Raw genomic sequence first — 13,150 nt, forward strand, 5'->3', positions numbered from 1 at the left:
GCTGGTGGATCAAGATCAAAAGCGGTACTCGAGCTTGCGCTCATTGTTGAGTGGTGCGGCTTCGCCGCGGGCAGCTGCGCTGCTTTGCGTTTGCTTTGTAGGCGAGCCTGCTCGCGAAGGCGGCCTGACAGCCGACCTGTTCTTGAGGTGGTACGCGATCCAACTGTAGGAGCTGCCGAAGGCTGCGATCTTTTGATTTTGCTTTTCTGTGGGAGTGAGCCTGCTCGCGAAGGCGGCCTGACAGCCGACCTGTTCTTGAGGTGGTACGCGATCCAACTGTAGGAGCTGCCGAAGGCTGCGATCTTTTGATTTTGCTTTTCTATGGGAGTGAGCCTGCTCGCGATGACGGAGGAACATTCAAATTTAATTTGACAGATATACCGCTATCGCGAGCAGGCTCACTCCCACAAGGTTTTGCGCATCAACCGTCCATCCGTCGTCTGCCCTGAACCTCTCTCGCGCTGATTTTTCTACCGGGTAAGTCCCTCAGGAGATACCGGTATGTTCGATCAGCAAAAGAAGGCATCACTGGCGGCATGGCGCAAGATGGCAGAGCAGGCCGAGGGCGATCTGGATCCGGAACAGCAATATGACGAGCTGCTCAAGGCTGCGGATCAGATGGAGGAGCAAGGCCTGATCACCAGTGCCGAATGGCGCCAGTTGGTGCGTGACGCCGGCAACGTTTTCACCTTGAACCAAGAACAGCCACAGCGCTGACAGCTGTCATCGGAGGACGTCCCATGCTCAGTTATCTGTTTATCGGCGCCAACGACGTCGAGCGTTCGGCAGCTTTTTACAAGGCGATCCTGACGCCGCTGGGCTACCGGCATGATCGCGAAGAACACTACTGTTTTTACCTGCCCGATTGCATCGACAAGTCCAACGGCCCCGGCAGTGTGCACATCTCGCAACCGTTCAATGGTGAGCCGGCGACACCCGGCAACGGCATGATGCCGGCATTTCGCGCCGACTCGCGGCACCAGGTCGATCAGGTGCACAAGGCCGGGCTCGACAGTGGCGGCAGCAATGAAGGACCGCCGGGCACGCGCGAAGCCTATACGCCGGACTTTTACGTGGCCTATCTGCGCGACCCCGAAGGCAACAAGCTGGCTGTGTTCTACAGCGGCTGATGGATGGAGCCTGTTGATTCGGCCCTGATGGCCGCCCGCGCCCAGTTCGCGATCACGATCAGCTTTCATATCGTGCTGGCGGCGTTCAGCATCGGTCTGGCGAATTTCCTCATGGTGCTGGAAGCGTTGTGGTTGAAAACCGGGCGCCAGGTTTATCTGGATGTTTATCGTTACTGGCTCAAGGTATTCGCGCTCAACGTTGCAGTGGGCACGGCGTCGGGATTGATTCTGGAGTATCAGTTCGGCCTCAACTGGTCGCGGCTGTCGGTGCAGGCCGGTGATGTCCTCGGTCCGCTGATGTTCTATGAAGTGATGGCGGCGTTTTTCATCGAAGCGGGTTTCCTTGGCATCATGCTGTTCGGCTTGAAGAAAGTCGGCCCGCATCTGCACTTTTTTGCCACCTGCGCTGTGGCGGTGGGCTCGCTGATCAGCGCGTTCTGGATTCTTTCCGCCAATTCGTGGATGCAGACTCCGGCCGGCTATTCGATTGGCGCTGAAGGGCGGTTCCTTGCCGAGGACTGGTGGGCAATCATCTTCAATCCTTCGTTTCCCTATCGCCTGGCGCATATGCTACTTGCCGTGCTCATCGGCAGCGCGACGCTGATTGCCGGGATCAGTGCCTGGCAATTGCGCAAGGCCCCGGAAAACCCGCGTGCTCGCCTGCAATTCTCCATGGGGCTATGGGTGATTGCGCTGCTGATGCCGGTGCAGATTGTCGTCGGGGACCTGCATGGCCGGCACAGTTTGCACGCCCAGCCGCAGAAAGTGGCGGCCATCGAAGGCTCATGGACGCGCCCGGCCCAAGGGGCAGGGGAGCCACTGCGGCTGTTCGCATGGCCGGATATGCAAGAGCGCCGCAACCACTGGGAGGTGGCGATTCCGCGCATTGGTTCCCTCTACCTGCAGCATGACCTGACCAGCACAATCGCTGCGCTTGATGAGTTCCCGGCTGAGGACATCCCGCCCGTGGCGCCGGTGTTTTTCGCGTTCCGGCTGATGGTCGGGCTGGGGCTGCTGATGCTTGGGCAGGGTGTGGTCAGCCTGATCCTGCGCCGACGTAATCGCCTGTACACGGCGCGGCTCTGGCTGGGCGCGTGCGTGCTGCTGGCACCGGCCGGGTTTCTGGCAATGCTCAGCGGCTGGGTTGTCACCGAAGTGGGGCGACAGCCGTTTACGGTTTACGGATTGATGCGCACGGCGGACAGTCTGTCATCGGTGTCCAGGGCTCAAGTCGTCGGGTCGACGTGGCTGATTCTGCTGTTTTATCTGCTGATCTTCGGCATCGGTCTGTGGGTGTTGCTGCGCCTGTTGCGCGAGCCGCCGCAGCAGGATCAACCCGGGCCGCAGCCCACCCTTGCCGACGAAACCGGGCACTGAGGAATCGCAGACATGGACACGGACTGGCTGACCCTGTTGTGCGCCGCCGCACTGGCGTTCTCGGTCATGAACTACGTGGTGCTCGACGGCACCGATCTGGGCGTCGGCATGCTCATGGGCCTCACGGCTTGCAGCAAGCAGCGCAGGGTGATGGCGGTGTCGATTCTGCCGGTATGGGACGCCAACGAAACCTGGCTAGTGCTCGGCGGCGGCGGGCTGCTGGCGTTGTTTCCGCTGGCGTATGCGATCTTGCTGCCGGCCTTGTACGTGCCTTTTATCGTGATGTTCCTCGCCTTGATCGCGCGGTCCATGGCGCTGGAGTTTCGCGATTACGCACCGAACGAACGACGCAAGCGCATCGTCGACGGCGTGCTGGCGCTGGCTTCCCTGCTGACCGGATTGGTCCAAGGCATGGTGCTCGGCACTCTCGTGCAAGGCGTTGCGCATCAGGGCGGTCAGTACATTGGCGATGGCCGCGACTGGCTGAATCCTTTCCCGGTATTTTGCGGTTTGGTGCTGGTGCTCGGTTACGTCTGGCTGGGGACGTGCTGGTTGTACTGGCGGACCCTGGATGAATTGCAGCAGCACTCGGCCCGCCAGGCCCGCGTCTTGGCGCTGGTCGTCGTGGCGTTATTGCTGGTGCTGATCGCATGGACGGCGACGTTGCAGCCGCAATATGCCCGGCGGCTTGCCGAAATTCGGCTGTGGCTGGCGGCAGGGCTGATCCTCAGCGCTCTAGGATGGGTGTTCAGCAAAGGTTTTCACGGGCGCTTTGACTGCGTGCCGTTGTTCGCCGCATTGGGCGTTTTCGTGCTGGCTTTCGCGGTGATGCTGGTCGCGCTATTTCCCTTCATCATTCCGCCGTATCTGACCTTGAGCGAAGCAGCCTCAAGCCCGAACAGCCAGATCTTCATGCTGGTCGGATTCGCCGTGCTGATCCCCATCACCCTGGCCTACAACACGTTTGGTTTCCGCGTGTTCAGCGGCAAAGTGCGCGTTGCCAGCGATGGCTGATATTCACGTCACCCGACCTTTTTTGCTCACCAGCGACAGTCGCGAAGCCCGTAGCAGATCAGCAAAAGCCGCCTTGTCGATCGGTCGACTCATGAAATAACCCTGCACCTCGTTGCATTGATCCTTGCCGAGAATCGCCAGTTGCTCCTCGGTCTCGACGCCTTCGGCCGTCACCGTCAGCCCCATGGCTTTGCCCAGACCGATGATCGCCTGCACCACGGCACGGTCGTTGGCGCCGCTGCTGATCGAGGCGATAAAGCGTTTGTCGATCTTGATCCCGTCGAATGGATAGGCGCGTAGGTAACCGAGCGACGAATAACCGGTGCCGAAGTCGTCCATATTAAGGCGTACGCCGAGCTCCTTGAGCTGATTCATGGTGGTCAGCGCGCCGTCGGTGTCATTGAGCATCACGTTCTCGGTGATCTCCAGCTCCAGACGGCTGGCCGGGAAACGCGTATCCACCAGCACTTCACGAACATCCTCGACGACATCGCTGAGGGCGAACTGCGCAGGCGAGAGGTTGACCGACAGCAGAATGTCATGGGGCCATTCCAGCGCGGTTTCGCAGGCTTCGCGCAGCACCCAGCGGCCCAGCGGGACGATCAGGTCGGTCTGCTCGGCCAGCGGAATGAACACGTCCGGTCCGAGCAACCCTTGGGTCGGATGCTGCCAGCGCACCAGCGCTTCGACTGAAACGATGTGTTTGCCGTCGACCTTGTAGCGCGGCTGATAGTGCAGGACAAATTCGTTGTGCTTGAGCGCATGGCGCAAGTCATCTTCCATTTGCCGGCGCGTCTGGATCTGGTCGCTCATGTGCGCTTCGAAGAAGCACCAGGTGTTCTTGCCGTCGGATTTGGCCTGATATAGCGCGATGTCGGCGTAGCGGATCAGATCGCTGGCGGCAAAACCGTGTCGACGACTCAGGGCGATGCCGATGCTGGCGCCGATGTGCAGCGGATGTTGTTCGTAATTGATCGGTTGATGCAGGCTGCCGATCAGCCGTGTGCAGAATTTGTCGATCTCGTTATGGCTGTCCATGCCGTTGAGCACCACGACGAATTCATCACCACCGAGACGGGCGACGATGTCGTGCTCGCGGGTGCATTCGCGCAGGCGCGTGGCGACTTCCTGGAGAACCGCGTCACCGGCAGGATGGCCGAGGGAATCGTTGATCGGCTTGAAGTTGTCCAGATCGATCATCAGCAGCGACAGCGGTGGCGCGTGTTCCTTCAATACCAGGACGTCGTCGAGATAACGCGCCAGTTTGTTGCGGTTGGGCAGGCCGGTCAGGGCGTCATGCATCGACAGGTGCTGGATCTGCGCATGGGCGGCGACTTCGTCGGTGATATCGCTGGCAGTACCGCGATAGCCGACGACGCTGTTCTTGTCGAAAATCGGCCGCGCCGAGAGCCGACAGTGGCGTGGCTGCCCGGAGTGATCGCGATAAGTGCAGCGCAAATCGCTGGCGCTGTTTTCTTCGCTGAGTTTGCGCAGCCACAGCTCCAGTGGTGTGGTGTCGCAAGACAGTAATTCGCCGATGTCCTGGCCCAGCCACAGGGCTTGCGGGTAACCGGTGACTTCGCTGAAGCGCGCCGACAGATAGGTCAGCGCCAACTGATCATCAACTTCCCAGATCCAGTCCGACGCCGCTTCGGCCACGGCGCGAAAGCGTTCTTCACTGGCTTCGAGGGCATGATTGGCTTTCTCGAGTGCCTGATTCGAGGCCTGCATGGCATGAATGCTGTTGTCGACGTATTGCGATGAGCGCAATGCATGGCGGAAAAAATAGGCGGTGAGCAGCATCAGCACCAGAAACGTCGCGCCGAGCGGCGGCACCAGCGTCCACAGCAATTGCTGACCGGGTCGCTGCAGGTCGGCGACCAGACTGTAGCCGGTGCTGTCGAGGGGCACGCTTGGATGGCCTTTCTCAATGGTTTCATCCGGGACCAGGGTCAGGTTCGTCAGGCCATAACCGCTGCCGATCTTGCGCAGTTTGGTCGGGGTCAGCTTGTCGACGAACACCAGCACCGAGGTGTTTCTCAATTCATCCAGCGGGCGCTCGTCATTGGGAATGATCGCGGCAGCGGTGATCAGCGCCGGCCAGCCTTCGAACAATGAATAACTGCTGATCGGCTTGGTCAGATCAGGCTGGCTCAGCACCTGCTCGACCAGCGCCGAGGCGGACGCTTGCAGTACGCTGGATACGTCGGTTTCAACCATCTGCCCGCGAATCACCGCGTACTTGGTGCGATTGCGATCAAGGACGAACACGCCGTCGTAGCCGTCGCTGGTGAACAGCGTCTTGCCCATGTTCTGTTCGGTGTAGGCCCAATTGACGTCGATCGGCCCGCTCAAGGCCTCATAGGCGCGGGTCCAGTAGGCATAACTGGTGATGTAGTTTTTCGACGCGGTGATGCGGTTTTCCACGGCGCGCACGGAATAGAACTGGTTCTGTTCCAGATCTTTCGCATCCAGGGTATTGGCGATGCCAAGCAAGGTGCTGATCGCGGCGATGACACCCGCAACAAACAGTGCGCCAACGGCGATGGCCAGGCGCCGGGTCACGGCGCGTTGCGGGGTGGGGATTGGCTGCGCAGGGAGAATAACGGCCATGTGCTCGTCCTTGATCCGGTGTCTTCTGAATCTAGAACAATGGCGAGCGCACAATGTTCAGATTGTTGTTATTGGTATCGCCTGGATTTTTTCAAAGTGTAGCGAATCCGTTGGAATTTCCAGAACCGCCGGCCAGCGGCGAATCCCGAAAGGGCGAGACTTCCCGCACAAAAACCGGATAATGGCCGCCATTCGTTTAGCCGTATTCTGGTAATCCCGCATGGAAATCAAGGTCAACTTTCTCGACAACCTTCGACTTGAAGCCAAGTTCGACGACTTCACGGTGATCGCCGATCAGCCCATCCGCTACAAGGGCGATGGCTCGGCACCGGGGCCGTTCGACTACTTCCTGGCGTCGTCGGCCTTGTGCGCGGCTTACTTCGTCAAGCTGTACTGCGACACGCGCAACATCCCGACAGAGAACATTCGCCTGTCGCAGAACAACATCGTCGACCCGGAAAACCGCTACAACCAGATCTTCAAGATTCAGGTCGAATTGCCCGCCGACATCTCGGACAAGGATCGCCAGGGCATCCTCCGTTCCATCGACCGTTGCACCGTGAAGAAAGTGGTGCAGACCGGCCCCGAGTTCATCATCGAAGAAGTCGACAACCTCGACGCCGATGCCCAGGCCTTGTTGATGCCGCAGTCCGATTCCCAGGCAGGCACCTACATCGCCGGCAAGGACCTGCCGCTGGAACAGACCATTGCCAACATGTCGAAGATCCTCGCCGACCTCGGCATGAAGATCGAAATCGCCTCGTGGCGCAACATCGTGCCCAACGTCTGGTCGCTGCACATTCGCGATGCGCATTCGCCGATGTGCTTCACCAACGGCAAGGGCGCGACCAAGGAAGGCGCACTGGCGTCGGCGCTGGGCGAGTTCATCGAGCGCCTCAATTGCAACTTCTTCTATAACGACCAGTTCTGGGGCGAAGACATCGCCAATGCCGAATTCGTCCATTATCCGGACGAGAAGTGGTTCAAGCCGGGTCCGAAAGACGAATTGCCAAGCGAGATTCTCGACGACTACACCCTTGGCATTTACAACCGCGACGGCGAACTGCGCGGCTCGCACCTGTACGACACCAACTCCGGCAACACGCAGCGCGGCATCTGCTCGCTGCCGTTCGTGCGCCAGTCGGACGGTGAAGTGGTGTACTTCCCGTCGAACCTGATCGAAAACCTCTACCTGAGCAACGGCATGAGCGCCGGCAACACCTTGGCCGAAGCGCAGGTGCAGTGCCTTTCGGAAATTTTCGAGCGCGCAGTCAAACGCGAAATTCTCGAAGGCGAAATGGCCCTGCCGGATGTACCGCAAGAGGTACTGGAAAAATACCCGAGCATCCTCGCCGGCATCAAAGGCCTTGAAGAGCAGGGCTTCCCTGTGCTGGTCAAGGACGCCTCGCTGGGCGGTGAATTCCCGGTGATGTGCGTGACCCTGATGAATCCGCGCACTGGCGGCGTCTTCGCTTCCTTCGGCGCGCACCCGAGCCTGGAAGTCGCGCTGGAACGCAGCCTGACCGAACTGCTCCAGGGCCGCAGCTTCGAAGGCCTCAATGACTTGCCGCAGCCGACGTTCTCGGGGCAGGCAGTGACCGAACCGAACAACTTTGTGGAGCACTTCATCGATTCCAGCGGTGTGGTGTCGTGGCGCTTCTTCAGCGCCAAACCAGATTTCGAATTCGTCGAATGGGACTTCTCAGGCCAAGGCGAAAACTCCAACGCCGAAGAAGCCGCGACCCTGTTCGGCATCCTCGAAGACATGGGCAAGGAAGTCTACATGGCGGTCTACGAGCACATCGGCGCCAAGGCCTGCCGCATCCTCGTGCCGGATTACTCGGAGATCTACCCGATCGAAGACCTGATCTGGGACAACACCAACAAAGCCCTGCAATTCCGTGCCGACATCCTCAATCTGCACAACCTCAGCAAGGTTGGCCTGCGCAATCTGGTCCAAGGCCTGGAACGCAGCGAGCAGGATGACTACACCGATATCACCACGCTGATCGGCATTGAGTTCGATGACAACACGCCGTGGGGCAAGCTGACGATTCTGGAACTGCGCCTGCTGATCTACCTCGCGCTGCAGAAGTTTGACGAGGCGAAGGATCTGGTTGAGGCGTTCCTGCAATACAACGACAACACCGTAGAGCGCGGCTTGTTCTATCAGGCAGTGAATGTGGTGCTGGAGATGGAGCTGGACGAGGATCTCGAGCTGGAAGACTACGAGGCCAACTTCCGTCGGATGTTTGGTGACGAGCGTATGGATGCTGCGATTGGTTCGGTGAATGGCAGTGTGCGTTTTTACGGTTTGACGCCAACGAGCATGAAGCTGGAAGGGCTGGATCGGCATTTGCGCTTGATCGAAAGCTATAAAAAGCTGCATGCGGCGCGGGCTGGTGTGGCGGCTTTGTCGCGTTGAAGAGCTGGCTCAGAACGTTTCGCTTTCGGCTTGAGTGTGGCTGCGTGGCTTGAACCGCAGCCCCTCACCCCAGCCCTCTCCCGAGGGAGAGGGAGCCGATTTTCAAGCTTTTCAGAATTTGTGTTCGACTCGGTTTCCCAGGTCGGCCTATTTCCACCAGACACCTCGGTCAATCCCCTCTCCCTCTGGGAGAGGGCTAGGGTGAGGGTTTTTTCAAGATTTGAGTTCGGCTCGGTTTCCCAGGTCGGCGTATCTGCACCAAGCACCTCGGTCAGTTCCCTCTCCCTCTGGGAGAGGGCTAGGGTGAGGGTTTTTTCAAGATTTGAGTTCGGCTCGATTTCCCAGGTCGGCGTATTTCCACCAAGCACCTCGGTCAGTTCCCTCTCCCTCTGGGAGAGGGCTAGGGTGGGGGTTTTTTCAAGATTTGAGTTCGGCTCGGTTTCCCAGGTCGGCGTATCTGCACCAAGCACCTCGGTCAGTTCCCTCTCCCTTTGGGAGAGGGCTAGGGTGAGGGGCTTTGGCTTTCGCGGCCATGCGCTGCATCCGCCAACTGCCCCGTATCCACCCGCACAAACACCGAATCACCCACCGCCGTCAGCACTTCCCCGGCATACACTTCGCAAATCACCCGGGTCTTGCGCCCGACTTCACCTTCGACTCGCGCGCGCAAGAGCAGCGGCACGCCCATCGGTGTGGGTTTGATGAATTTGATCCCGAGGTTGCCAGTCACGCAGTCGATGCGCGGCAGGCTGCCGGCTTCGCGGTTCTCCGCGCGGTAGTGCCAGGCCATGGCGGTCCAGTTGGAGTGACAGTCGACGAGCATGGCAATCAGCCCGCCGTAAACCAGATCCGGCCAGCCGCAGTATTGAGCTTCGGGCAGATGCTCGGCGATGACGTGGTGGCCATCCTCATCCCACCGACTTTTCACGTGCAGGCCTTGCGGATTGCGGCCGCCGCAGCCGTAACAAACGCCTTCGGGGGCGGCGAGGTCTTGCAGCGGGGTGTCGTGGCTGGACATGGCGGGTTTCATCCTGGAGTGGCGAGGCCGGACAGGCGCAAGCGGTTGCGTCCGCCGCGTTTGGACTCGTAGAGCGCGGCGTCGCCAAGTTCGATCAGCGCCGCCAGACTGGCCGGCGGTTTGTCGAACAGGGTGGCGCCGATGCTCAAAGTCACCGCAGCGGACGTGGGATAGGTGTGCGACGCGAGGGCCAGAAACTGTTCGCGCAAGGCGTTGCCCAGTTCAAGGATAGCTTCCGCTGACGCGTTGTTGAGCAGCATCAAAAACTCATCGCCACCCAGCCGCGCCGTCAGCGCATGGGGCGGCAGCTGGGCGCGGATCATCTCGCTCAGAGCAATCAGCAAGCGATCACCGGCGATATGCCCGTACTGGTCGTTGACCAGTTTGAAGTTGTCGATATCGATCAACAGCAACGCACCCGGTCTTTGCGCGGATACGCCGGCCAGCAGGCGTGGCGTGCGCTTTTCCAGGGCGCGGCGGTTGTAGAGGGCCGTGAGCGGATCGCGCTCGGCGAGGCGGGCGATCTGCTTTTCCCGGCGATAACGCTCGGTGCCGGTCATCGACAGGGCGATCAACATGATCGCCATCGCACCTTCGACCAGCGAGATCTGAATGATCTCGCCACGAAACGCCGCCAGATCGATCAGCGTGCCGGGGATCACCACGGTCAGGGCCTTGGCCACATAAAAGATGCCATGGCCGAGCAGCACATAACGCAATTGCACCGCGCCCACGCTCAACGACTTGCCGTGCGGGCGCAACAGCGAACTGGCCTTGAGGGTCGGGATCGCCACCAGCATTGAGTTGGCCACCAGCATGGCCTTGGACCACAGCGGCCTGTCCGGCAACATCAACATGATCAGCCAGGTTGCGAAAATCAGGTACCACGCCGGCGACAGTCGGGTCTGGGTGAAGCGCGCCACACCGAGCAGGAAAAAGAAATGCGCGGTCACCAGCAGGCCGTTGGCGAACCAGATGCCCAGCAGCAGAAAACCGCTGCTGCGCAGCAGCGCGAGGGTGGAACCGATGGTGATGGTGGCGAAACCGGCGCTCCAGAACAGTAGCGAAGGCTCACGGATGCTGCGCCACTCGACCGCCAGGTACAGCGCGGCAGCGGCTGCGAGGGCGATCGTGATGGTCAGCATCGTTGGCGGGTCGAGCGGCATTTCCGGGCAGGCCTGTCTGTATGGCAATAGGCCTGCGATTGTAAGCGTTTGGTCAGGTTTTTCGCAGGGGGCGTGTTGCCGGGCAGACCACTGGCGCTCCAGCGGTCACTCTTGCGGGCTTAGCCAGGTGTCTACCACGCGGCGATCGAGCTCTTCCCAATAGGCCATGCCCAGCACCCGCGTGGTGTTGAGCCCGCGCAGGTAACCGCGCAGTTGCTGGGCAGTGTCGCGGATCAATTGCGCATCGCGGGTGGTTTTGTCCAGCAGGACGCTTTCGTACTGCACCAGGTATTCGGCTACGCGGTCGCGATATTCGGGCAGCACGGCGTCACGGATCAGATCAAACGTTCTCAAGGCGAGACCCTCATCATTTTTCTTGAATGTGCTCAGTGTGCATCAGTCTGCGCGACGCGCAACTATTGCTGGAAGTAATAGTGACCATCAAGAAACGCAAGTTCTGCTTTGCCGGCGATCGGCGGAAAATCACCTCCATCGAAGACGCAGCTCAAGGAAATTGCGCGATGAACATTCTGACTCGACTGGCAATGATCGCCCTGCTGATGGGCGGGGTAGTTATCGCACCGGCTTACGCAGACGACGCCCGGTCGTGTCACCTGCAACCCATCGCCGCCAGCGCCTCGGCCCTGCAGCACACGCAGACCGTCGGGGTGTTGTTGAGCGAAAACACACTGCAGAACCTGCAATATCTGGAGCGCTACCACGACATGGCGCTCAACGGTGCGAAAGACGCACTGGATTCGCGAATCCGCGACGCCTTTGTCGGCAGTTCCGACCCGGAACTGGCCCTCGACTGGCTGATGAGTTCGCTGCAGCAACAGTTCGTCTCGGTGACCGTTTACGACAATCTGGATGAGCTGCTTCAGGCCCATCCGGATGTGGTGGTCAAGCTCGATACCTTCAATCGCTTGCTGACCCAGCGCAACAGTCTGGTCGAGGCGCGCTTCTCTGCACGGTTCTACGACGCCGACCTGCAATACATCGGCAAGGCCGAGGGGGCAATCGAGCAGGAGCTGCCTTCGGTCTGGGTGCATGACCGGGCGGCGCCGCAGATCGCGGCACAGATCAATCAGCAGCGTGATCTGCAACTCAATGCGCTGAAGCAATTCGATGTGTCGCTCAAGGCCCTGGTGGCGTCGAGCTGATTCTCAAAACGTAAATGGCAACGGCGGCGCCGTGAAGTCGAACCGTTGCCGGTTGAACCGAACCTTTATTTTCAGGATTTACCCCATGCGTCCTTTATTCGTGCCAGCCATGGCTTTTGTTTCCCTGTTGCTCGCCGGTTGCGCTTCGGCGCCGAACGATCCGACTCTGACGTTGCAGACCAGCAAGACGCCGGCGCAGTACGCCGATTGCGTGGTGCCGAAGTTGCAGGGCAGTGCGTTGAATCCGACGGTTTCGCAGAGTCAGCGCAGTTATCGGATTGTGGTGCCGAGCAAGGTGGCGGCGGACAACGTGCTGGAGGCGTACAAGGCGGGGAAGGGCGGCAAGGTGTTCATTTATGAGCGGCATTTGCTGGCGTCGAATTTGTTGCCTTCGAGTTTTGAGCGGGCGGCTCAGGAGTGCATTTGATCTGAGTGCTTGAATGGTTTTGACAGAGCTCCTTTGGTTGGCCGCAACCAACCAATTTTATCGCCCCACACTGGTTTTCGGTTGTGGGGCTTTTTTTTGGACTTGGCGGCCTTTGGGCCGACCATGCTCTTCGGGTTTTGGGTGTATATCCGTTTCTGCGGGTGTGGCTGATTACGGTTCCGCTCTTACAGCGGGTCACTTTTTCAAACGCCGGAATGCCGGCCCAGCAAAAAGTAACCAAAAGGCTGCGCCCTGACGTTCGGCCCGCTCGCTGAGGCTCGGGGTACCTTCGCTCCGGAATCGATCCGGGCGCAGCGGCTACGGTTTGCTTCGCTGCACCTCCTTCCGCTGTGTACGACTGCGTCGTACGGTCGCTGCGCTCCCACGCCCGGATCAATCCCTCCGCTCAGCCTGCCGACGGGCTCCAGGATCAAGAGCCACTCGAGCTTGCGCTCATTGTATTGAGTGGTGAAAAGCAGGAGGCGGATTGCTTTTGCTTTTTGCTTTTCTGTGGGAGCGAGCTTGCTCGCGAAGGCGGCCTGACAGCCGACCGTTTTCTCACTGAATGCATCCGATCAAAACTGTAGGAGTGAGCCTGCTCGCGATGGCTGTGTATCTGGCAACACGATGATGATTGGGGAGTGTTCTTTTGTCTTGCGATCCGGTTTCTCCAGGGACGGCCCTCACCCTAACCCTCTCCCAGAGGGAGAGGGGACTTGGTCGAGGTGTTTGTTGAAGATGCGCCGACCTGAGACTCTGCGTCGAGCTCGTTCTTGAATTCAACGAAGATCGGCTCCCTTTCCCCCTCGCCCCCTGG

General features: G+C 59.7%; 12 protein-coding genes. 7 read left to right on the forward strand and 5 right to left on the reverse strand.

Annotation, left to right across the window (positions count from 1 at the left end):
* The first annotated feature begins 501 nt into the window (after nucleotides 1–501).
* The 4 genes from AB9L16_RS10705 to cydB are packed head-to-tail and all read left to right on the forward strand — an operon-like array spanning nucleotide 502 to nucleotide 3,521.
* Nucleotides 502–717 (forward strand): hypothetical protein, encoded by a 216-nt coding sequence (locus tag AB9L16_RS10705; RefSeq protein ID WP_041480440.1) that lies wholly within the window; start codon nucleotides 502–504, stop codon nucleotides 715–717.
* Between the two features lie 23 nt (nucleotides 718–740).
* The gene (locus AB9L16_RS10710; protein ID WP_150635567.1) at nucleotides 741–1,130 is read left to right on the forward strand and encodes a VOC family protein; all 390 of its coding nucleotides are present in this window, start codon (nucleotides 741–743) and stop codon (nucleotides 1,128–1,130) included.
* Between the two features lie 3 nt (nucleotides 1,131–1,133).
* Nucleotides 1,134–2,507, forward strand: coding sequence for a cytochrome ubiquinol oxidase subunit I (locus tag AB9L16_RS10715; protein WP_375123524.1), 1,374 nt, complete (start codon nucleotides 1,134–1,136; stop codon nucleotides 2,505–2,507).
* Between the two features lie 12 nt (nucleotides 2,508–2,519).
* Complete coding sequence (gene cydB, locus AB9L16_RS10720) at nucleotides 2,520–3,521, forward strand: cytochrome d ubiquinol oxidase subunit II (RefSeq protein ID WP_375123525.1); 1,002 nt, start codon at nucleotides 2,520–2,522, stop codon at nucleotides 3,519–3,521.
* Between the two features lie 3 nt (nucleotides 3,522–3,524).
* On the opposite strand, the gene AB9L16_RS10725 is transcribed toward cydB, so the two are convergent.
* Complete coding sequence (locus AB9L16_RS10725; RefSeq protein ID WP_375123526.1) at nucleotides 3,525–6,134, reverse strand: EAL domain-containing protein; 2,610 nt, start codon at nucleotides 6,132–6,134, stop codon at nucleotides 3,525–3,527.
* A gap of 220 nt (nucleotides 6,135–6,354) precedes the next feature.
* Between AB9L16_RS10725 and AB9L16_RS10730 the strand changes: the two genes are divergently transcribed.
* Nucleotides 6,355–8,559: an OsmC domain/YcaO domain-containing protein gene (locus tag AB9L16_RS10730; RefSeq protein WP_110599287.1), complete on the forward strand. Its 2,205-nt coding sequence runs from the start codon at nucleotides 6,355–6,357 to the stop codon at nucleotides 8,557–8,559.
* Here the strand turns inward: AB9L16_RS10730 and AB9L16_RS10735 are convergent.
* From AB9L16_RS10735 to AB9L16_RS10750, 4 genes are all read right to left on the reverse strand, one after another.
* Nucleotides 8,508–9,029 carry a hypothetical protein gene (locus AB9L16_RS10735; protein WP_375123527.1) on the reverse strand — a complete coding sequence of 174 codons (522 nt, stop codon included), beginning with the start codon at nucleotides 9,027–9,029 and terminating at the stop codon, nucleotides 8,508–8,510. The genes AB9L16_RS10730 and AB9L16_RS10735 overlap by 52 nt on opposite strands.
* 32 nt (nucleotides 9,030–9,061) lie before the next feature.
* A complete protein-coding gene (locus AB9L16_RS10740; RefSeq protein ID WP_375123528.1) occupies nucleotides 9,062–9,577 on the reverse strand; it encodes a PaaI family thioesterase in 516 nt (171 codons plus the stop codon).
* A gap of 8 nt (nucleotides 9,578–9,585) precedes the next feature.
* Nucleotides 9,586–10,743, reverse strand: a complete 1,158-nt coding sequence (locus AB9L16_RS10745; RefSeq protein WP_375123529.1) for a GGDEF domain-containing protein — start codon at nucleotides 10,741–10,743, stop codon at nucleotides 9,586–9,588.
* A 105-nt stretch (nucleotides 10,744–10,848) separates the two neighbouring features.
* Nucleotides 10,849–11,097, reverse strand: a complete 249-nt coding sequence (locus AB9L16_RS10750; protein WP_041480432.1) for a hypothetical protein — start codon at nucleotides 11,095–11,097, stop codon at nucleotides 10,849–10,851.
* 167 nt (nucleotides 11,098–11,264) lie between these two features.
* Between AB9L16_RS10750 and AB9L16_RS10755 the strand changes: the two genes are divergently transcribed.
* Together AB9L16_RS10755 and AB9L16_RS10760 are read left to right on the forward strand one after the other, a co-directional pair.
* Nucleotides 11,265–11,906 carry a class II glutamine amidotransferase gene (locus tag AB9L16_RS10755; RefSeq protein ID WP_310219609.1) on the forward strand — a complete coding sequence of 214 codons (642 nt, stop codon included), beginning with the start codon at nucleotides 11,265–11,267 and terminating at the stop codon, nucleotides 11,904–11,906.
* A gap of 85 nt (nucleotides 11,907–11,991) precedes the next feature.
* Nucleotides 11,992–12,333, forward strand: coding sequence for a hypothetical protein (locus AB9L16_RS10760; protein WP_122601616.1), 342 nt, complete (start codon nucleotides 11,992–11,994; stop codon nucleotides 12,331–12,333).
* The last annotated feature ends 817 nt before the right edge of the window (nucleotides 12,334–13,150 follow it).

The organism is Pseudomonas sp. LW8 (assembly GCF_041956865.1).
GTDB classification, from domain to species: domain Bacteria; phylum Pseudomonadota; class Gammaproteobacteria; order Pseudomonadales; family Pseudomonadaceae; genus Aquipseudomonas; species Aquipseudomonas siliginis.